This is a genomic window from Serratia sp. root2 (assembly GCF_031931805.1).
GTDB classification, from domain to species: Bacteria; Pseudomonadota; Gammaproteobacteria; order Enterobacterales; family Enterobacteriaceae; genus Serratia; species Serratia inhibens.
On record NZ_JAUJXB010000005.1, the window covers coordinates 194773 to 215935 of the forward strand.

General features: G+C 55.6%; 16 protein-coding genes, 4 tRNA genes and 2 other RNA genes. 18 read left to right on the forward strand and 4 right to left on the reverse strand.

The window, feature by feature from the left end; genetic code table 11:
• The first annotated feature begins 3 nt into the window (after nucleotides 1–3).
• The 17 genes from wecB to QZQ97_RS20380 all read left to right on the forward strand — a co-directional run bounded on the left by wecB (nucleotide 4) and on the right by QZQ97_RS20380 (nucleotide 13394).
• Complete coding sequence (gene wecB / locus QZQ97_RS20300; protein ID WP_065505701.1) at nucleotides 4–1134, forward strand: non-hydrolyzing UDP-N-acetylglucosamine 2-epimerase; 1131 nt, start codon at nucleotides 4–6, stop codon at nucleotides 1132–1134.
• Nucleotides 1131–2393, forward strand: coding sequence for a UDP-N-acetyl-D-mannosamine dehydrogenase (wecC, locus tag QZQ97_RS20305; RefSeq protein ID WP_311994913.1), 1263 nt, complete (start codon nucleotides 1131–1133; stop codon nucleotides 2391–2393). Before wecB ends, wecC begins: the two co-directional genes overlap by 4 nt.
• Entirely contained in the window at nucleotides 2384–3457 is a 1074-nt protein-coding gene (rffG, locus tag QZQ97_RS20310; protein WP_311994914.1) for a dTDP-glucose 4,6-dehydratase, read from the forward strand. The genes wecC and rffG overlap by 10 nt, the downstream gene beginning before the upstream one ends.
• A 50-nt stretch (nucleotides 3458–3507) precedes the next feature.
• Nucleotides 3508–4389: a glucose-1-phosphate thymidylyltransferase RfbA gene (gene rfbA, locus QZQ97_RS20315; protein WP_311994915.1), complete on the forward strand. Its 882-nt coding sequence runs from the start codon at nucleotides 3508–3510 to the stop codon at nucleotides 4387–4389.
• Nucleotides 4367–5092, forward strand: coding sequence for a dTDP-4-amino-4,6-dideoxy-D-galactose acyltransferase (gene rffC, locus QZQ97_RS20320; protein WP_311994916.1), 726 nt, complete (start codon nucleotides 4367–4369; stop codon nucleotides 5090–5092). Before rfbA ends, rffC begins: the two co-directional genes overlap by 23 nt.
• On the forward strand, nucleotides 5079–6209 hold the full coding sequence (gene rffA, locus QZQ97_RS20325; protein WP_311994917.1) for a dTDP-4-amino-4,6-dideoxygalactose transaminase: 1131 nt from the start codon (nucleotides 5079–5081) through the stop codon (nucleotides 6207–6209). The genes rffC and rffA overlap by 14 nt, the downstream gene beginning before the upstream one ends.
• A 1-nt stretch (nucleotide 6210) precedes the next feature.
• Nucleotides 6211–7461, forward strand: a complete 1251-nt coding sequence (gene wzxE, locus QZQ97_RS20330) for a lipid III flippase WzxE (RefSeq protein WP_311994918.1) — start codon at nucleotides 6211–6213, stop codon at nucleotides 7459–7461.
• Entirely contained in the window at nucleotides 7458–8543 is a 1086-nt protein-coding gene (locus QZQ97_RS20335) for a TDP-N-acetylfucosamine:lipid II N-acetylfucosaminyltransferase (RefSeq protein ID WP_311994919.1), read from the forward strand. The genes wzxE and QZQ97_RS20335 overlap by 4 nt, the downstream gene beginning before the upstream one ends.
• Entirely contained in the window at nucleotides 8540–9916 is a 1377-nt protein-coding gene (wzyE, locus tag QZQ97_RS20340; protein ID WP_311994920.1) for an ECA oligosaccharide polymerase, read from the forward strand. Before QZQ97_RS20335 ends, wzyE begins: the two co-directional genes overlap by 4 nt.
• A gap of 14 nt (nucleotides 9917–9930) precedes the next feature.
• Entirely contained in the window at nucleotides 9931–10671 is a 741-nt protein-coding gene (gene wecG / locus QZQ97_RS20345; RefSeq protein ID WP_311994921.1) for a lipopolysaccharide N-acetylmannosaminouronosyltransferase, read from the forward strand.
• Between the two features lie 369 nt (nucleotides 10672–11040).
• Nucleotides 11041–12444 carry a bifunctional threonine/serine APC transporter ThrP gene (thrP, locus tag QZQ97_RS20350; RefSeq protein WP_311994922.1) on the forward strand — a complete coding sequence of 468 codons (1404 nt, stop codon included), beginning with the start codon at nucleotides 11041–11043 and terminating at the stop codon, nucleotides 12442–12444.
• Between the two features lie 135 nt (nucleotides 12445–12579).
• Nucleotides 12580–12656, forward strand: a tRNA-Arg gene (locus QZQ97_RS20355).
• A gap of 59 nt (nucleotides 12657–12715) precedes the next feature.
• Nucleotides 12716–12791, forward strand: a tRNA-His gene (locus tag QZQ97_RS20360).
• Nucleotides 12792–12834: 43 nt separating this feature from the next.
• Nucleotides 12835–12921, forward strand: a tRNA-Leu gene (locus QZQ97_RS20365).
• Nucleotides 12922–12996: 75 nt separating this feature from the next.
• A tRNA-Pro gene (locus tag QZQ97_RS20370) sits at nucleotides 12997–13073 on the forward strand.
• 32 nt (nucleotides 13074–13105) lie between these two features.
• Nucleotides 13106–13234: non-coding RNA, RtT sRNA (locus QZQ97_RS20375), on the forward strand.
• Between the two features lie 32 nt (nucleotides 13235–13266).
• Nucleotides 13267–13394, forward strand: a non-coding RNA gene (locus QZQ97_RS20380) — RtT sRNA.
• Between the two features lie 854 nt (nucleotides 13395–14248).
• Here the strand turns inward: QZQ97_RS20380 and hemY are convergent.
• The 4 genes from hemY to hemC are packed head-to-tail and all read right to left on the reverse strand — an operon-like array spanning nucleotide 14249 to nucleotide 18272.
• Entirely contained in the window at nucleotides 14249–15442 is a 1194-nt protein-coding gene (gene hemY / locus QZQ97_RS20385) for a protoheme IX biogenesis protein HemY (protein ID WP_311994923.1), read from the reverse strand.
• A gap of 3 nt (nucleotides 15443–15445) precedes the next feature.
• The gene (gene hemX, locus QZQ97_RS20390; RefSeq protein ID WP_311994924.1) at nucleotides 15446–16570 is read right to left on the reverse strand and encodes a uroporphyrinogen-III C-methyltransferase; all 1125 of its coding nucleotides are present in this window, start codon (nucleotides 16568–16570) and stop codon (nucleotides 15446–15448) included.
• 23 nt (nucleotides 16571–16593) lie between these two features.
• Nucleotides 16594–17334: a uroporphyrinogen-III synthase gene (hemD, locus tag QZQ97_RS20395; protein WP_311994925.1), complete on the reverse strand. Its 741-nt coding sequence runs from the start codon at nucleotides 17332–17334 to the stop codon at nucleotides 16594–16596.
• Nucleotides 17331–18272: a hydroxymethylbilane synthase gene (gene hemC / locus QZQ97_RS20400; RefSeq protein WP_311994926.1), complete on the reverse strand. Its 942-nt coding sequence runs from the start codon at nucleotides 18270–18272 to the stop codon at nucleotides 17331–17333. The genes hemD and hemC overlap by 4 nt, the downstream gene beginning before the upstream one ends.
• Before the next feature lie 315 nt (nucleotides 18273–18587).
• Between hemC and QZQ97_RS20405 the strand changes: the two genes are divergently transcribed.
• Nucleotides 18588–21140: a class I adenylate cyclase gene (locus tag QZQ97_RS20405; protein ID WP_311994927.1), complete on the forward strand. Its 2553-nt coding sequence runs from the start codon at nucleotides 18588–18590 to the stop codon at nucleotides 21138–21140.
• The last annotated feature ends 23 nt before the right edge of the window (nucleotides 21141–21163 follow it).

A 21163-nucleotide genomic window follows, 5' to 3' on the forward strand; every position in this document is an offset into this window, starting at 1 on the left:
GCTGTGAAAGTGTTGACTGTTTTCGGCACCAGACCTGAAGCCATCAAAATGGCACCGCTGGTACATGCCCTGGCTCAGGATGAAGCCTTTGAATCAAGAGTCTGCGTAACGGCACAGCATCGTGAGATGTTGGATCAAGTATTGCGGTTATTTGAAATCGTGCCTGATTACGATCTGAACATCATGAAGCCCGGCCAGGGACTGAGTGAGATCACCTGCCGCATTTTGGAAGGCCTGAAAGGCGTTCTGGAAGAATTCAAGCCGGATGTGGTGTTGGTCCACGGTGATACAACCACCACACTGGCGACCAGCCTGGCGGCTTTTTATCAGCGCATCCCGGTTGGACATGTGGAGGCGGGCTTGCGCACCGGCGATCTGTACTCGCCGTGGCCGGAAGAGGCCAACCGCAAGCTGACCGGTCATCTGGCGATGTATCATTTTGCACCGACGGAAAATTCACGCCAGAACCTGTTGCGCGAACTGTTGCCCGACGATCACATTTTCGTTACCGGCAATACGGTTATCGATGCGCTGTTCTGGGTGCGCGACCGGGTAATGGGTGATGCCGCCGTGCATGACGGTCTGGCACAGCGCTACCCGTTCCTGGATGCCAGCAAGAAATTGATCCTGGTGACGGGCCACCGTCGCGAAAGCTTCGGCGGCGGGTTTGAGCGGATTTGCAGCGCACTGGCAGAAATCGCGCGTACTCATCCTGACGTGCAGGTGGTGTACCCGGTGCATCTCAACCCGAACGTCAGCGAGCCGGTCAACCGCATTCTGAAAGGGATTGATAACATTATCCTGATCGATCCGCAGGATTACTTGCCCTTTGTGTATCTGATGGCTAACGCTTATATGATCCTGACCGACTCTGGTGGTATCCAGGAAGAAGCGCCGTCGTTGGGTAAACCTGTGCTGGTCATGCGTGACACTACCGAACGGCCGGAAGCGGTGGATGCGGGTACGGTCCGTCTGGTCGGTACTGACGTGGCTAAAATTGTTGATGCGGTGACCCGGCTGTTGACGGATGAAAAGGAATATCACGCCATGAGTCGGGCGCATAACCCTTACGGTGACGGGCATGCCTGCCAGCGTATTCTCGCAGCTTTGAAGAATCATCAGGTGACACTATGAGTTTTAACACTATTTCGGTTATCGGCCTGGGGTATATCGGTCTGCCAACGGCGGCGGCGTTTGCCTCCCGCAAGAAAAAAGTGGTCGGCGTAGATGTTAACCAGCATGCGGTAGATACCATTAACCGCGGCGCGATTCATATCGTTGAACCCGATCTGGATAAAGTGGTTAAAGAGGCCGTCGACGGTGGTTATCTGCAGGCGGTGACCAAACCCTTGGCCGCGGATGCTTTTCTGATCGCGGTACCGACGCCGTTTAAAGGCGATCATGAGCCTGATCTGGCCTATGTCGAGGCTGCCGCCAAATCACTGGCGCCGGTACTGAAAAAGGGTGACCTGGTTATCCTGGAGTCCACCTCCCCGGTGGGGGCTACCGAACAGATGGCGCAGTGGCTGGCCGAGGCGCGCAGCGATCTCAGCTTCCCACAGCAGGCGGGTGAAGCTGCCGATGTGAATATCGCTTACTGTCCGGAGCGTGTGCTGCCGGGGCAGGTGATGGTTGAGCTGATTCAGAACGATCGCGTTATTGGTGGCATGACGCCAAAATGCTCGGATCGCGCCAGCGAGCTGTACAAGATCTTCCTTGAAGGCGAATGTGTGGTGACCAATTCACGCACCGCCGAGATGTGCAAACTGACCGAAAACAGTTTCCGCGACGTGAATATCGCCTTTGCGAATGAGCTGTCGCTGATTTGCGCCGAGCAGGGCATCAACGTCTGGGAACTTATCCGTCTGGCGAATCGTCATCCGCGGGTGAATATCCTGCAGCCAGGTCCTGGCGTCGGCGGCCACTGTATAGCGGTCGATCCGTGGTTTATCGTGTCGCAAAATCCGCAGCAGGCGCGCCTGATCCATACCGCGCGTCTGGTGAATGACGGAAAACCGCTGTGGGTGGTTGACCGTGTGAAAGCCGCGGTTGCCGACTGTCTGGCGGCCACCGACAAGCGCGCTTCAGAAGTGAAAATTGCCTGTTTCGGTCTGGCTTTCAAGCCGAATATCGACGATTTGCGCGAAAGCCCGGCGGTGGAAGTGGCGCATCTGATTGCTGATTGGCACGTCGGCGACACGTGGGTGGTAGAGCCCAATGTTGAACAGTTGCCGAAATCTCTGGCCGGTCACGTGACGTTGAAAGCCTTGGCCGATGCCTTGCAGCAGGCGGATGTGATCGTAATGCTGGTCGACCATAAACAATTCAAAGCGATCAAGCCGGAAGAGATTACACAATCCTGGGTAGTGGATACCAAAGGGGTATGGCGTTGAAACGTATTTTAGTCACTGGAGGCGCCGGCTTTATTGGCTCCGCAGTCGTGAGGCATATCATTGACGCCACGCAGGACAGCGTCATGGTGGTAGATAAGCTCACTTACGCGGGCAATCTGGAGTCGCTTGCGGTGATTGCCGACAACGAACGCTATTCGTTTGAACAGGTGGATATCTGCGATCGCGCAGCCTTGGATCGGGTATTTGCCCAGTATCAGCCGGATGTAATCATGCACCTGGCGGCGGAAAGCCATGTTGACCGTTCGATCGACGGCCCGGCGACATTTATTGAAACCAACGTGGTGGGGACCTACACCATGCTGGAAGCGGCCCGTCAGTATTGGCAGTCGCTGGACGCGGAGAAGAAGCAGAATTTCCGCTTTCACCACATTTCCACCGACGAAGTGTATGGCGATCTGCACGGCACCGACGATCTGTTCACTGAAACCACGCCTTACTCGCCAAGCAGCCCGTATTCGGCCTCTAAAGCTTCCAGTGACCATCTGGTGCGCGCCTGGCTACGAACCTACGGTCTGCCGACCATCGTCACTAACTGCTCCAATAACTACGGCCCGTATCACTTCCCGGAGAAACTGATCCCGCTGGTGATCCTGAATGCCATTGCCGGAAAGCCATTGCCGGTATATGGCGACGGCGCGCAAGTACGCGATTGGCTGTATGTTGAAGACCATGCGCGCGCGTTGTACCAGGTTGTTACCGAAGGTGTGGTTGGTGAAACCTACAACATCGGCGGCCACAACGAGCGCAAGAATATCGAAGTGGTACACAGCATCTGCGATCTGTTGGAAGAACTGGCCCCGAACAAGCCGCAGGGCGTGGAGAAATACCGCGACCTGATTACTTACGTCAAGGATCGTCCGGGCCACGATATGCGCTATGCGATCGATGCCGGGAAAATCGACCGAGAGTTGGGCTGGCGCCCGCAGGAAACCTTTGAAAGCGGCATTCGCAAAACGGTTTCCTGGTATCTGAACAACGAAACCTGGTGGCGACGCGTTCAGGACGGTTCCTATGCGGGTGAACGTTTAGGTTTATCCGACTAAATTTAGCGAGGCCGCTGCCGTTTGGCGGCCCTGTGGAGTCTGGAGTGAGTATGAAAGGTATTATTCTGGCGGGCGGCTCCGGCACACGCCTGCACCCGATTACCCGTGGCGTATCCAAGCAACTGCTGCCTATATACGACAAGCCGATGATTTACTACCCGCTGTCGGTGCTGATGTTGGCGGGGATCCGCGACATTCTGATCATCTCCACCCCGGAAGATTTACCCTCATTCAGACGCTTGCTGGGCACCGGAGAAGAGTTCGGCATTACTCTCAGCTATGCCGAACAACCTAGCCCAGATGGCTTGGCACAGGCATTTTTAATTGGTGAAGAATTCCTGGCCGGCGAGCCGAGCTGCCTGGTGCTGGGTGATAATATCTACTTTGGCCAAGGCTTTAGCCCGAAACTGAAAACTGTCTCTGCCCGTATGCAAGGCGCTACCGTGTTCGGCTATCAGGTGATGGATCCTGAGCGCTTCGGCGTCGTGGAATTTGACGATAATTTCCGCGCACTGTCGATCGAGGAAAAACCGCAACAACCTAAATCCAATTGGGCGGTGACCGGCCTGTATTTCTACGACAATCAGGTGGTGGAGTTTGCCAAACAGGTGAAACCTTCCGAGCGCGGCGAGCTGGAAATCACCAGCATTAACCAGATGTACCTGGAGCGTGGTGAGCTGACCGTCGAGCTGCTGGGCCGTGGTTTCGCCTGGCTGGATACCGGTACCCACGACAGCCTGCTGGAAGCCAGCAGCTTTGTGCAGACGGTGGAAAAACGCCAGGGCTTCAAAATTGCCTGCCTGGAAGAGATCGCCTGGCGCAATGGTTGGCTGGACGATGACGGTGTGAAACGCGCCGCGCAATCGTTGCTTAAAACCGGTTACGGTAAGTATCTGCTGGATTTATTGCATGCACGTCCGCGCCAGTATTGAGCCCTTAGCCTGGGAAACCGAGTTTTTTGCCCTTAACAGCGCAAAACTCAACTTTGCCACGGCAGCCCCCATACTCGCTGAAACCGATTTGAACGCCTACGCATTGGTGCAGGCCAAAATTCCTGCGCATCAAACGGCCTTGGCGGATGGATTGGCCAGGTTGGGTTTCCAACTGGTTGAAGGTGAAATCGATCTGGTACTGAATATCGGTACGGAATGTGCATCATCCCAGAGCGTGCCGCCACGGGCCATTCGCCCGGCAGTGCCGGGCGATATCCCGGCGTTGCGTGCGGCAGCGGCCAATGTGTTCACCGCCAGCCGTTTTCGTGCGCCCTGGTATGACGTTCATGACAGTGGCCGCTTCTATGCTATGTGGATAGAAAAAGCGGTATTGGGGACATTTGACCACCAGTGTCTGTTGGCGCTGGACGAAACCGGGCAACCTGAAGGGTTTGTCAGCCTGCGTGATGTCGGTGGCCAGGAGGCGCGTATAGGTTTGCTGGCGGCATTCCCCGGCGCGTCCGGCAAAGGGATTGGTTCCCGATTGATGGCGGCCGCTATCGCAGAGTGCCGGTCGCTGCAGCGCCTGCGGGTCGCCACTCAGATAGGTAATATCGCCGCGTTACGGCTCTATCAACGACAGGGTGCCGCTATCGAAAGCACCTCGTATTGGTTATACAGAGGAAAACATGATCCCATTTAACGCACCACCGGTTGTTGGCACCGAACTTGAGTATATGCAGGCTGCAATGAGCAGTGGCAAACTGTGTGGCGATGGAGGTTTTACCCGTCGTTGCCAACAGTGGATGGAGCAGCGTTTTGGCAGCCAGAAAGTGCTGTTGACGCCGTCCTGTACCGCTTCGCTGGAGATGGCGGCGATCCTGCTGGATATTCAGCCGGGTGATGAAGTGATCATGCCGAGCTTCACCTTTGTTTCAACCGCCAACGCCTTTGTGCTGCGCGGCGCTAAAGTGGTGTTTGTCGACCTGCGTCCGGACACCATGAACATCGATGAGAGCAAAATCGAAGCGGCGATCACCGATAAGACCCGCGCCATTGTGCCGGTTCATTACGCCGGCGTGGCCTGCGAGATGGACACCATCATGGCGTTGGCGAAAAAATATAATTTGTACGTGGTGGAAGATGCCGCCCAGGGCGTGATGTCGACCTATAAAGGTAAAGCGCTCGGCACCATCGGCCATATTGGTTGTTTCAGCTTCCACGAAACCAAAAACTACACCGCAGGCGGTGAGGGCGGTGCCACGCTGATTAACGATCCGGCGCTGATCGACCGGGCGGAAGTCATTCGCGAGAAAGGCACCAACCGCAGCCAGTTCTTCCGTGGTCAGGTCGACAAGTACACCTGGCGCGATATCGGCTCCAGCTATCTGATGTCAGATCTGCAGGCCGCTTATCTGTGGGGCCAGCTAGAGGCGGCCGATCGCATTAACCAGCGCCGTCTGGCGCTATGGCAGAACTATTACGATAGCTTCCTGCCGCTGGCCGAGGCCGGTCGCATCGTATTGCCGACCATTCCGGCGGACTGCGTGCAAAATGCGCATATGTTCTATATCAAGCTGCGTGATATTGAAGACCGCACGGCGTTTATCGATTATCTGAAAGAAGCCGAAATCATGGCTGTGTTCCATTACATTCCGCTGCACGACTGCCCGGCGGGCGATCGTTTCGGCCGTTTTGCCGGCGAAGACCGCTTCACCAGCCAGGAAAGCGCGCGCCTGGTGCGCCTGCCGCTGTTCTACAATATGTCTGATGCTAATCAGCGTACGGTGATCAATACCATTCTTAGTTTCTTCGCCTGATATGTCGTTGGCAAAAGCATCGATTTGGACCGCCGGCTCCACGCTGATCAAAATTGGCGTGGGGTTACTGGTGGTGAAGTTGCTGGCGGTGGCGTTTGGCCCCAGCGGCGTTGGGCAGGCAGGTAACTTCCGCCAACTGATCACCGTGCTGGGCGTATTGTCCGGGGCCGGGATTTTTAACGGCATCACTAAATACGTTGCCGAATATCATCAGGATCCACAGCGGTTGCGGCTGGCGGTCGGCACGGCGTCGACTATCGTGCTGGGCTTCTCGACGCTGTTGGCGTTGGTGTTTTTATTCGCAGCAGTTCCCATCAGCATTGGGCTGTTCGGCCACGCCGAGTATGTGAACGTGGTGCGCGCGGTGGCCTTTATTCAGATGGGCATCGCCTACGCCAACCTGTTTATGGCGGTGCTGAAAGGCTACCGCGATGCGATGGGCAACGCGTTGGCGGTGATCGGCGGCAGCCTGATTGGCGTGGTGGCGTATTACCTGTGCTTTAAGCTGGGCGGTTATGAAGGCGCGCTCGCGGGGTTGGCGCTGGTGCCGGCATTGGTGGTATTGCCCGCCGGCTTCATGCTGTGGCGGCGCAAGACCTTGCCACTGCGCTATCTGGCGCTGGCTTGGGACAAGGCGCTGGCCAGTCATCTCGGCAAGTTCACCATTATGGCGCTGATTACCTCAGTGACGCTGCCGGTGGCCTATGTGATGATGCGTAACCTGCTGGCCAGCCATTACAGTTGGGATGAGGTGGGGATTTGGCAGGGCGTCAGCAGCATTTCCGACGCTTACCTGCAGTTTATCACCGCTTCGTTTACCGTCTATCTGCTGCCGACGCTGTCGCGCCTGAAGGACAAAAGCGCCATCTCGCAGGAGATAGTGCGTTCCCTGAAGTTTGTGCTGCCCGCCGTGGCGGCGGCAAGTTTCACCGTCTGGCTGCTGCGTGACGTCGCCATCTGGTTGCTGTTCACGGACAAGTTCGTCGCCATGCGCGATTTGTTCGCCTGGCAACTGGTGGGGGATGTACTTAAGGTGGGCGCTTATGTCTTTGGCTACCTGGTTATCGCCAAGGCGTCCCTGCGCTTTTACATCCTGACGGAAGTCAGCCAGTTTGTGCTGCTGACGCTGTTTTCGCATTGGCTGATACCGCTGCACGGCGCATTGGGTGCGGCGCAGGCCTACATGGCAACCTACATCGTGTATTTCGCGCTCTGTAGCTGCGTATTTCTTCTTTATCGTAGACGAGTATGACCATACTGATTCACGTATTGGGTTCTGATATCCCGCATCACAATCAGACGGTGCTGCGTTTCTTCAACGACGTGTTGGCGAAGCGCCTGCCGTCCGAACAGACGCGCCATTTTATGGTGACAGCCAGAGACGTAGCGGCGCTGGGCGATTTTCCCGAACTGAACATCGAGGCTTTCCCGGATAAAAAAAGCCTGGCGGCGGCGGTCATCTCCCGCGCTCAGGCCGATCGTAATCAGCGCTTCTTCCTGCATGGGCAGTTTAATCCCACGCTGTGGCTGGCGCTGCTGAGCGGTAAAATCAAAGCTCGCCAGGTGAGCTGGCATATCTGGGGCGCGGATCTGTACGAGGACGCCACCAGTTGGAAATTCCGCCTGTTCTATTTACTGCGCCGCATCGCGCAGGGGCGGGTGGAGCATGTATTTGCGACCCGTGGCGACGTGATCCATTACCAGCAGCGCCATGCACGCGTGCCGGCCTCGCTGTTGTATTTTCCAACGCGAATGGATCCGGCTCTGACCGGCATTAACGTAGAGAAAAGCCTGGCCGGGCCAATGACCATTCTGGTAGGGAACTCCGGCGATCGCACCAACCGCCACGTTGAAGCGCTGAAGGCGATCCACCAGCAGTTCGGTGCGGACGTGCGCGTGATCCTGCCGATGGGTTATCCGACCAACAACGACGCCTACATTGAGCAGGTGCGTACCGCCGGGTTGCAATTGTTCGGCGACAAGAACCTGCAGTTGCTGACGCAGCAGGTGGCGTTCGACGATTACCTGAACATTTTGCGTGAGTGCGATCTCGGCTACTTTATTTTTAACCGCCAGCAGGGTATCGGTACCCTGTGTTTGCTGATTCAGTTCGGCGTGCCGTTCGTGCTCAGCCGGCAGAACCCCTTCTGGCAGGATTTGGCGGAGCAGCACCTGCCGGTGTTGTTCTACGGCGATTCGCTGGATGAAGCGGTGGTGCGCGAGGCGCAGCGCCAACTGGCATCGGTAGATAAACAGGCGATCGCTTTCTTTAATCCAAACTACATTGATGGCTGGCAACAGGCATTGGCGCTGGCTGCGGGGGAAGGCTCATGACGTTGGCGCAATTTGGCGGATTGTTTGTCGTCTATCTGGTCAGCGTGCTGTTTATCCTCACTCTGACCTATCAGGAGTTTCGGCGTATCCGCTTTAACTTCAACGTTTTCTTTTCCTTGCTGTATTTGCTGACGTTTTACTTCGGCTTTCCGCTGACGTGTCTGTTGGTGTTTCAGTTCGACGTTGAGGTGGTGCCGGTCGAGTTCCTGCTGTACGCCATTCTCTCCGCTACCGCGTTTTACGCGATTTATTACGTCAGTTATAAAACCCGGCTGCGCAAGCCCAGCGTACGGCCGCGTAGGCCGGTATTTACCATGAACCGAGTGGAAACCAATCTGACCTGGATACTGCTGGCGCTGGTGGCAATCGGCACCGTTGGCATTTTCTTCATGCAAAACGGTTTTCTGTTGTTCAAGCTCAACTCTTATAGCCAGATTTTCTCCAGCGACGTATCCGGCGTAGCGCTCAAGCGGTTCTTCTATTTCTTTATTCCGGCAATGCTGGTGGTGTATTTCCTGAAACAGGATCTGCGCGCCTGGTTCTTCTTCCTGGCGGCTACGGTGGCCTTCGGTATCCTGACCTACGTGATTGTCGGCGGCACCCGCGCCAATATCATCATCGCTTTCTCGCTGTTTTTGTTTATCGGCATCGTGCGCGGCTGGATTTCGCTGTGGATGCTGGTGGCCGCCGGCGTGTTCGGCATCGTCGGCATGTTCTGGTTGGCGTTAAAGCGTTACAGCCTGGACGTCAGCGGTTCTGAAGCGTTTTACACCTTCCTTTACCTGACGCGAGACACTTTCTCGCCATGGGAAAACCTGGCGTTGCTGCTGCAAAACTACGACAAAATCGACTTCCAGGGGTTGGCACCGATAGTGCGTGACTTCTACGTGTTCATTCCGGCTTGGCTGTGGCCGGGCCGTCCGGATACGGTGCTGAATACCGCCAACTATTTCACCTGGGAAGTCTTGGATAACCATTCTGGCCTGGCGATCTCGCCGACGCTGATCGGGTCGCTGGTGGTGATGGGCGGCGCGTTGTTCATCCCTGTTGGCGCAGTGCTGGTTGGCATGATCATCAAATGGTTCGACTGGTTGTACGAAATGGGCAAAAGCGAGCCTAACCGCTATAAGGCGGCCATATTGCAGAGTTTCTGTTTTGGCGCGGTGTTCAACATTATCGTCTTGGCGAGGGAAGGCGTGGATTCGTTTGTCTCGCGGGTGGTGTTCTTCTGCCTCATTTTTGGCGCCTGTTTGCTGATGGCGAAATTGCTGTACTGGCTGTTCGACGCTGCCGGTTTGATTAAGGCACGGGTGTTGCGTTCACGCAGGCTGGCATCGCCGGTATCCTCCCCACGCGCCGACGGCCTTCTGTAAGGATAAGAATAACGATGGAAGCAACGATTAGGGTTCCCAAATACGAGCTGCGCGGTTTCAGCCTTTGGGGATTTCGCGATATGGCGCAATGCATGGATTTTCTGTTTGACGGTGGTCAGGTAAAACAGGGCACGCTGGTAGCCATGAACGCAGAAAAGATACTGAAGGCGGAGGAAGATACCGCGCTGCATGCACTGCTGGACGAAGCGGAATACAAATATGCCGACGGCATCAGCATGGTGCGATCAATCCGCCGCAAATATCCGGGCGCTGAAGTGTCGCGCGTAGCGGGAGCCGATCTGTGGGAAGCGCTGATGCAGCGTGCCGGCCGGGAAGGGACGCCGGTGTTCCTGATTGGTGGTAAACCTTCGGTACTGGCGGAAACCGAGCAGAAGTTGCGCCGCCAGTGGAATGTGAACCTGGTCGGTAGCCAGGATGGTTACTTCAAGCCTGAACAGCGCGATGCGCTGTTTGAACGCATCCGTGCCAGCGGCGCCGCTATAGTGACGGTTGCCATGGGATCGCCGAAACAGGAAATCCTGATGCGGGACTGCCGCAAGGTGTACCCGCAAGCATTGTATATGGGCGTAGGCGGGACCTACGACGTGTTCACCGGTCACGTGAAGCGGGCACCAAAGGTATGGCAGAATCTTGGCCTGGAGTGGCTGTACCGGCTGCTAAGCCAACCCAGCCGGATTGGCCGCCAGTTGAAATTGCTGAAGTTTGTCGGTTACTACTACCTCGGCAAGATGTGATAAATACGTCGGGGTGTATTGTGCTGCCCTGACGTATTCACTTGTTCAAATAATCTGCTTTATGACGCATTAGGCAGCACCTCTATAACCTCAGCCCCTAAGCCCACCCTCATTTATTCCATAAAGTTTTAAGCTGCGGTTTGCTTATAGCGGCAAAATGCGAAACGATACCGTCCGGAAATTATCCCTAGCCGCTGGCACCCGGAGTGGCAGCGCTGAGCGACGTTTTTCTCGCCGTAAGATCGCCCCGATCACAAATCGATGTCAGCCAAAACGGCGGGGGATGATTTACTCTATTTTAATTAAAAACAATAACGACCGGCAGCGGCCGGCATGCAAACACAATCAAAAAAACATCATTGAGGATTTATGGCACACATTGAAAAACCGCAAGGACTGCACCGGGGGCTAGAGGCCCGGCATATTGAGCTGATTGCTCTGGGCGGCACCATTGGCGTCGGCCTGTTTATGGGGTCGGCCAGCACGCTGAAATGGGCGGGGCCGTCGGTATTGCTGGCCTATATCATCGCCGGGTTGTTCGTGTTCTTTATTATGCGTTCGATGGGCGAGATGCTGTTCCTGGAGCCGGTAGCGGGTTCTTTTGCCGTTTATGCGCATAAATACATGGGGCCGTATTTCGGTTATCTCACCGCCTGGGGCTATTGGTTTATGTGGATTGCCGTTGGCATCTCCGAAATCACCGCCATTGGGGTCTACGTTCAGTTCTGGTTCCCGGAAATCCCGCAGTGGGTGCCGGCACTGATCGCCGTGGCGATGGTCGCTTTGGCCAACATGGCGGCGGTGCGTCTTTACGGTGAACTGGAGTTCTGGTTTGCCATGATTAAAGTGACCACCATCATCGTAATGATTCTGGTGGGACTGGGGGTGATCTTCTTTGGCTTTGGCAACGGCGGTGAGCCGATCGGTTTCGCCAATCTTACGCAACACGGCGGCTTCTTTGCCGGTGGTTGGAAGGGCTTCCTGTTCGCGCTGTGTATCGTTGTAGCGTCCTATCAGGGGGTTGAGCTGGTCGGCATTACCGCCGGTGAGGCCAAGAACCCACAGGTCACGCTGAAACGCGCGATTAACAATATCCTGTGGCGCATTCTGATCTTCTATGTCGGTGCCATCTTTGTCATCGTCACTATTTTCCCGTGGAACGGTATTGGTACCAGCGGCAGCCCGTTCGTGCTGACCTTCGCCAAAATCGGTATTGTCGCCGCCGCTGGCATCATTAACTTCGTGGTGCTGACCGCGGCACTCTCCGGCTGCAACAGCGGTATGTACAGCGGTGGCCGCATGCTGTACGCCCTGGCCAAGAACCGCCAACTGCCCGCTTGGTTGACCAAGCTGTCCGCCAGCGGCGTGCCGGTGAACTGCATTGCCGTGACCATCGTCTGCCTGCTGATCGGCTCCGGGCTGAACTACCTCATTCCGAATCCGCAGCAGGTGTTTGTCTATGTCTACAGCGCCAGCGTGCTGCCCGGTATGGTGCCGTGGTTTGTGGTGCTGATTAGCCAGCTGTATTTCCGCCGTGCCCATAAAGAAGCGATCAAAACTCACAGCTTCAAGTCAGTGATGTTCCCGTATGTGAACTATCTGACCATCGCTTTCCTGGTCTGTGTACTGATTGGCATGGGAATTAACCCCGATACGCGTATTTCTCTGCTGGTGGGGGCGATTTTCCTGGCGGGTGTCAGCCTGTGCTACTTTGCTTTCGGTATGCACAAGAAACATCATCCGGCTGAAAAACGGGCAGAAACGCAGCAATAACCGGTGAAAAGGGGCTACGGATAGCGCTTTTCAGCGTGGGAGTGAGCAAAGCGTAATCAAACGCAACATTTCTTCGAAAAAGCACTAGACAGGATTGGGTTAAATCCGTAGTATCCCCTCCCGCAACGGCGCTACGCGCCCGTAGCTCAGCTGGATAGAGCGCTGCCCTCCGGAGGCAGAGGTCTCAGGTTCGAATCCTGTCGGGCGCACCATTAAGTTTGTGTGCAAGAGCTGCGGTGGTAGTATTACCGCGTGAAGTTAAGAAGTAATGGTGGCTATAGCTCAGTTGGTAGAGCCCTGGATTGTGATTCCAGTTGTCGTGGGTTCGAGTCCCATTAGCCACCCCACTTCCTAAGAGAAGTGAAGAATTGTAAGCTGTTTTGTGACTGTGCGAAGGTGGCGGAATTGGTAGACGCGCTAGCTTCAGGTGTTAGTGTTCTTACGGACGTGAGGGTTCAAGTCCCTCTCTTCGCACCACACAAAATGTCTAATAAATAGTAATATTTACATAGACATAAGCGATAAAATTCAGTAGTATCTGCAACAAGAAATCGGCGAGTAGCGCAGCTTGGTAGCGCAACTGGTTTGGGACCAGTGGGTCGGAGGTTCGAATCCTCTCTCGCCGACCACATTCAAAGAAACCGACGAAAGTCGGTTTTTTTACATCTGTAGTTTATGAGGATGAGAACCTCCGAAGGAGGTTTGAGCCGAGCGCAGCGAGACCACGTTGCTTTAGCAACGGCCCGCAGGGCAAGCATCGCAGATGCGCGTAATCCTCTCTCGCCGACCACATTCAAAGAAACCGACGAAAGTCGGTTTTTTTACGTCTGTAGTTTATGAGGATGAGAACCTCCGAAGGAGGTTTGAGCCGAGCGCAGCGAGACCACGTTGCTTTAGCAACGGCCCGCAGGGCAAGCATCGCAGATGCGCGTAATCCTCTCGCGCGACCACTTTCAGAAAAGCCCGTTCAGCAATGAACGGGCTTTTCGCTTTCTGCAATCCGCGCTTTATATTTCCCTCAGGCTTTCTCGTTGTCCTTACCATCCTTCTTGCTTGTCGTTGGGTTTCAGCGACATGGACACCGCGTATTGTCGTCAGGTTGAGACATATAACATGATGATTTTGTTTGATAAAAATAACTTTGGCTTAAGTCGTCGTTTTAAGGCGACATAGTTAGCTGCGACAGACCAAGAGAATGGCGCAGGAGAACGAACTGCGCTATCGGCATGAAAATAATTAAATGTTTTGTAATTCAATAGAGTAGTGGCTTTTATGCAAAATTCGGCGAGCGTCTGCCCGAAGTTGGCACGCCACGTGCAATATCTATTCTGTAGATGCTCATTCCACCTCTTATGTTCGCCTTAGGCTTCATAAACCCTGGGAATGATGCAGAGCCGATTTAGGGTGCCTATTGTCCACCAGAACGATGACAGCGTTGTTTGCAACTGCTGACATCACACTCCGGGCATAACGTTGAGTGAGGCACCGCCCCTGTTGTCCTAGACCTGATTGCTTTTTTATACACTTGCCACCGCGGCAAGTGTTTTTTTTTGCCTATCCACTTCATACTTGAAGCTGTATCTGTGTTGGCTGCGTTTGTGCACCCCAGTCACTTACCTGAGTAAGCTCCTGGGGATTTACAAACTTGCCGCCTTGATTCAGCTCCAATTATTTTGGGTATATATAATTGCCATACTTGAAGCTGTATCTGTGTTGGCTGCGTTTGTATGCCCTGGCCAGAGAATAAAGCGGATAAAAAAAGGCGCGCCCAGGGGGCGCGCCTTGAAGACCATGCCTTGCCGCGTTACTCGCCGTTATGCTTCAGCGTCAGCATCAGCCCTTCACGTCGCATTTGAGCGGCTTCGTCCGAGCGGTGCAACTTATCCAGCACATCAGCCAGCCAGGCGTAGTCGTAGGCATCCGGACGCTGTTTCAGCGCTTCCCGGAATGCGTCGACGGCTTGCTGCCATTCACCGTGTTTCATCAACAGCTGACCGAGCGTACTGTTCAGCAGCGACGTGGCGCCATGCTGTTTGACCTGCTGACGCAGCGCTTTTTCCAGTTGTTCCGGATTGCCGGACTTCAGACGCGGGATCAACAACACCAGACGTTCGTCATACTGACGCTTCAGGCTGTCGAGCACGATTTCCTGCGCCATTTCGTGGTCATTGCATTCGATCAGATGCTCTACCATCGCAATTTGCAGCGGGACTTCATGGCGGGTTTTACGGCTCTGATCTTTCCACCAGCGCTTCAGGCCATCGCTGCCCTCGTCTGCCATCGCCTGGTTCATCAGACCGATATAAGCCTGCTGTTGCAGCGCTTGCAGTTCATCTTCGGTGTGCAAATTGATTTTGCCCATCGACGGCAGAATTTCCAGCAGCGAGGCAAAGGCGCCGGTGCGCAGATAAGCCTGCTCTGCCAGACGCAAGACTTCGGGATGACGCGGCGCCTGGTTCAGCAGGCGATCGACGCCGTGACGCGCGGCATGGTTTTCCCCCTGTGCCAGTTGAATGCGCACGCGCGTGATATCTACCGGTAACTGATCGGTATCGGCGGCCTCGGCTGCGCGCTCCAGGTACTGATTGGTGCGGAAAGCATCACCGCGTTGCTGTGCGGCTTCGGCAGCCAGCAAATAGTTCACTACCGGCTGTTCGGCGTGGTCGGCATTGCGCGTCAACAGCTTTTCAACCTGCTTGTAATCCCCTTCAGCCAGTTTGATCAGCGCGGCTTTGGTTTGTTTACGCGCCCGGCTGCGTTTGCGGCCAAGGAACCAGCCGCGAGTGCGGGCGCCAGTGCGGAAGAGGCGGCGCAGGATCCATTCGATCACCAGCAGCACCACAAAGAACAGGACTGCCATGATCACCAGGCCGGTGACGCTGGTTTCGACATTGTAGTTGTCGGTCTGGATCAGCACATAGCCCTGATGGCCGGCCAGCATCGGCCCGACCACCACGCTTGCGATCAGTACCAGGAACAGAAATAGCACGCGTAACATGGCTTATCCCTCCTGGTGAGCGGCAGGGGACTGGGTCAGCAGATTGCGTACCCGGGTCTGCATCAGTTTTTCCAGCAACGGCTGGCTTTTCAGCTGATCCGGCACGTCCATGGAGATCGACTGCTGGCTCAGACTATCCAACTCCTCCAAAAAAGCTTTGGTGGCCGGATCGGTGGTATCAAAGTAGGCGCGTACCCAGGTGGAAATGGTTTCCAGCGACTGTTTGTACGTCTCATTCTGATGACGCGGGATCGCCTGCGCCGCCACCAGCAGGCGCGAACGGATATTTTCTCGCAGGTAGATGTCCTGATTCGGTGCCAGCAGCGGTTCTGCGCTGGCATCACGGCGGCGAACGGTAATAAAGTCTGCCATAAAGTTGTGCCAGCTTTTGCTCAGGTTCTGCCGCCATTCGCCAATCGAGCTGGAAAGCTCGCTGCTGTCCTGATCCATTGGCGCTTCATCGCTGTCGTTATCCGCCAGGCGCAGGTTGTCGACCTGGTTAGACAGCTGATTGGTTTTGAGAATGATACCGTCGAAATCGACCTGGGTCAGGGTGGACAGGGTGCTGATGTCTTCGGTGATGGCGCGACGTACCTCGAGCAGGCTCGGGTCGTTCATGTCCGCCAGGCTGGCGTCGGCGCTTTTCAGCAGCGTGGCTGCACTGGTCACGTCCTGATCGCTCCACAGCTTGCGCCCGGCCATTTTCACCAGGAAGTCGGCTTGCGCCAGCAGCCAGGTTTTGGCATCGCTGCCGGAGATGGTCGCGACCTTTTCCTGCAGTTCGTTAAGCTGCCGGGCCAGAGTGGCTTGCTCGCGGTCGGCGGCGTCCAGCGTTTTACCCTGTTGCTGCAACAGACCTTCCAGCGCGTTTCTTTCTTGCTGCTGGCTCTGTTTCAGCCCGTCAAGCTGCTGCTGCAAAGCGTGATTGGCGGCGATAAGCTGTTGTGCCTGCTGATGTGTGTGGTAATAACCGCCCGCGCCCAGAGCGATAACCAGCACGATGGCGATCGCGCCGAGCACCGGACCGGTATTTTTCCCTTTGCGGCGGTCAGCCTCTGGCTGCTGGGAGATCTCAACCGCTGGGGTTGGTTCTTCAACCGGGGCGGATGGGGTATTTTGTTCCGTCATAGTGGCACATCCCATAGTCAGGTTTATTGTAGCGCGCGGATTAGCGCGTCATTATCGGCTTTATCAGCTACCCGAATCGTGCTCCAGCCCAATTCCTGGGCAAGGGTAGCCAGACGTTCGCTCACTACTATCAGGCGGCAACGCAACAGCCACGAAGAACGATAGTAATCAGGAACTAAAGTATAGAGCTGTTGTAACATTTCACCGCTGGTAACGACCAGCGTATCAACACCGGCGCGCTGCCAGTGGGCGCTTTGCTCACTGCCGTCATAGTGCACCGGGCTGCGTTGATAACATTCATAATAGCTGACGTTGGCACCACGCTCGCTCAACTGGTTGCCAAGTAACTCGCGCCCGCCGTTGCCGCGCAGTATCAGCGCTTGCTTGCCGTCCAGCTTCTGTAATGCCGGCAGCAGCAGCAGCGTTTCACTGATCTCCTGCTCGCGCGGGTATTCCACCGGCAGGCTGCTGATGCGGTGCATCGCCAGCCCGGTTGCACGGCCAATAGCATAATAGGACAACCGTGCCGGCCATGTCAGCCCGGCGCGGCCAATGACCGAATTGGCGTAATTCACCGAATGCTGCGATACGACAAACACCAGATCGCCATCATTAAGTCGCTGCAATGCCTGCGGCAGTTTAGGCAGATCGCTGCCGGGGGCGAAATCGATCAACGGGGCATGATAGGCAACCCGGCCGAGTGCGCGCAGGCGGCTCACCAGTTGTTCTCCAAAAGGAGAGGGGCGGGTTACCAGAATCGTCATGCCGGGGGATTTCCCTGATAAACGTCGTGCAGAATATCACGCGCGCCGCGTGCCAGCAGTTCTTCCGCCAGCTCAACGCCCATTTGTTCGGCCAGGGCCGCCGGGCCGCGGCGTTCGCCGCGTACCATCTGGCTGCCGTCCGGTGAGCCGACCAAGGCTCTCAGCCACAGGCTATCGCCTTCCAGTTCGGCATAGCTGCCGATCGGTACCTGACAACCGCCTTCCAGCCGCGTATTCATCGCCCGTTCAGCGCGTACGCGGATATCGGTTGCGGTGTGGTTGAGTGGCGCGAGCAGCGCGCGGGTAGCGTCATCGTCGAGTCGACATTCGATGCCCACCGCGCCCTGACCGACTGCCGGCAGGCACTCTTCGGGGCTCAATGGACTGCGGATTCGCTGCTCCAGCCCAAGGCGCTTCAACCCGGCGACCGCCAGAATAATGGCGTCGTAATCGCCGTTATCCAGCTTGGCCAAGCGAGTACCGACATTGCCGCGCAAATCGCGCACGATCAAATCCGGGCGGCGTTCGCGCAACTGGCACTGACGGCGCAGGCTTGAGGTGCCAACCACGCTGCCCTGCGGCAACTGATCGAACGAGGCGAAACGATTGGAAACAAATGCGTCGCGCGGATCGTCACGCTCACATATGGTCACCAGGCCCAGGCCGGCGGGGAAATCTATCGGGACGTCTTTCATCGAATGGACGGCGATATCGGCGCGGCCTTCCAGCAGCGCCAACTCAAGTTCTTTAACAAACAGGCCTTTACCGCCGACCTTTGCCAGCGGCGTATCCAGAATAATGTCGCCCTTTGTGACCATTGGCACCAGTTCAACCTGCAGGCCGGGGTGGCTGGCCATCAGACGCTGTTGCACATAATGTGCTTGCCAGAGAGCGAGTGGGCTTTGTCGGGTGGCAATTCGAATAATTTTGTCTAACATGCTTGTTACCGTTTTTATAATTCGCCATCCATCCTACCACTGAGTGTGAAAACTGTCAGTGCAAGAAGCCACAGGCGAAGAAAGGACAACGGAATCAACGGGACGTGTGATGTGTTTTGGGGCAGTTAACACTGCGGGTAAATCGTTTAGAGAAGCGCTACAATAATAGTGGAGCGTTACCTCCTTTACGGTCAATCAGCAAGGTGTTAAATTGATCACGTTTCCGACAATAAGTTGCCAAATATTCTTCCAATACAAACGGCGCTTATGGAATACGGGTTTTTTCTAAACACCGGGATAATCAGGCGAGACGTCTTGTACCTCTACATCGAGACACTGAAGCAGAGACTGGATGCGATCAACCAATTACGAGTCGATCGCGCCCTAGCGGCCATGAAGCCCGCGTTTCAACGGGTATACAGTCTGCTGCCTACCTTACTGCACCACCATCACCCACTGATGCCGGGCTATCTGAACGGTAACGTTCCCCACGGCGTTTGCCTTTATACGCCCGATGAAACCCAGCAAGATTACCTTAACGATTTAGAAGACAAATGGGGCAGCCCGTTTGACAAGCTGGCCAGCGGTGAGCTGCCGATTACCGGCGTATACTCGATGGGCAGCACGTCGTCGATCGGCCAAAGCTGCAGCTCGGATCTCGATATCTGGGTATGCCATCAGTCCTGGCTGGATAACGAAGAGCGCAGCCGTCTGCAGGAAAAATGCAGCCTGCTGGAAAAATGGTCGGCATCGATGGGTGTAGAAGTCAGCTTCTTCCTGATCGACGAAAACCGCTTCCGCCATAACGAGAGCGGTAGCCTGGGTGGCGAGAACTGCGGATCCACCCAACATATCCTGTTGCTGGATGAGTTTTACCGCACCGCAGTGCGCCTGGCCGGCAAACGTATTTTGTGGAACATGGTGCCGGGCGAAGAAGAAGCGCATTACGATGAATATGTGCTGTCGCTGTATTCGCAAGGCGCGTTGACGCCGAACGAATGGCTGGATCTCGGCGGCCTGAGCACACTGTCGGCGGAGGAGTATTTTGGCGCCAGCCTGTGGCAGTTGTACAAGAGCATCGATTCGCCTTACAAAGCCGTGCTGAAGACCTTGCTGCTGGAAGCCTATTCCTGGGAATACCCGAATACCCAACTGCTGGCGATGGACATTAAACACCGCCTGCATGAAGGCGAGATCGTCTGTTTCGGTCTCGACTCCTACTGCATGATGCTCGAACGCGTCACGCATTATCTGAACCAAATCAACGACACCACCCGCCTCGATCTCGTCCGCCGCTGTTTCTATCTGAAAGTCTGTGAAAAACTGTCGCGCGCTAACGCTTGCGTCGGTTGGCGGCGCGAAATCCTGAGCCAACTGGTCAGCGAATGGGGCTGGGACGAAGGGCGCTTGGCTATCCTGGATAACCGCGCCAACTGGAAGATCGAGCGGGTACGTGAAGCGCACAACGAACTGCTGGATGCGATGATGCAGAGTTATCGCAACCTGATCCGCTTCGCGCGCCGCAACAACCTCAGCGTCAGCGCCAGCCCGCAGGATATCGGTGTGCTCACCCGCAAGCTGTATGCGGCGTTTGAAGCCCTGCCCGGCAAGGTAACGCTGGTCAACCCGCAGATTTCACCGGACCTGTCGGAGAACGACTTAACCTTTATTCATGTGCCGATTGGCCGCGCCAACCGCACCGGTTGGTATCTGTACAATCAGGCGCCGGCGATGGATTCCATCGTCAGCCATCAACCGCTGGAATATAACCGCTACCTGAACAAGCTGGTAGCCTGGGCCTATTTCAACGGCCTGCTGACACCGCAGACCCGTCTGCACATCAAGAGCGGCAACCTGTGCGATACGGCCAAACTGCAGGAACTGGTGGCGGATGTGTCGCACCATTTCCCGCTGCGCCTGGCGGCACCGACGCCAAAAGCCTTGTACAGCCCGTGTGAAATCCGCCATCTGGCGATTATCGTCAATCTGGAAAACGATCCAACCGCCGCCTTCCGCAATCAGGTGGTGCATTTTGATTTCCGCAAGCTCGACGTGTTCAGTTTTGGTCAGCAGCAGCAATGCCTGGTGGGCAGTATCGATCTGCTGTACCGCAACTCATGGAACGAAGTGCGTACCCTGCATTTCAGCGGTGAGCAATCGGTGCTGGAAGCGCTGAAGACCATTCTCGGTAAAATGCATCAGGACGCCGCGCCACCGGAATCGGTGGAAGTGTTCTGCTACAGCCAGCATTTGCGCGGTCTTATCCGCACACGCATTCAGCAACTGGTATCGGAATGCATAGAGCTGCGCCTGTCCAGTACCCGCCTGGAGCCGGGCCGTTTCAAAGCGGTGCGCGTTGCCGGCCAGACCTGGGGTCTGTTCTTTGAGCGTCTGAGCGTTTCTGTGCAAAAGCTGGAGAACGCGGTGGAATTCTACGGCGCCATTTCCAACAACAAATTGCACGGTCTGTCGATCAAAGTGGAAACCGATCAGGTGCACTTGCCGCCGGTAGTGGATGGTTTCGCCAGTGAGGGGATCATTCAGTTCTTCTTTGAAGACACGTCGGACGATAAAGGCTTTAATATCTATATTCTGGATGAATCTAACCGGGTTGAGGTTTATCACCATTGTGAAGGCAGTAAAGAGGAACTGGTGCGCGACGTCAGCCGTTTCTACTCCTCTTCGCACGATCGCTTCACTTACGGTTCCAGTTTTATCAACTTCAACCTGCCGCAGTTTTACCAGATAGTGCAGCTGGATGGCCGCACTCAGGTGATCCCGTTCCGCAGCAATGTCCTGTCGAGCCTGTGCGTTACTTTGGCCGATGGCGCCGCTCAGCCGCTGAAGCAACAATTTCAGTTGCATTGATTCCGTAGGGCAAGCCCTACGGA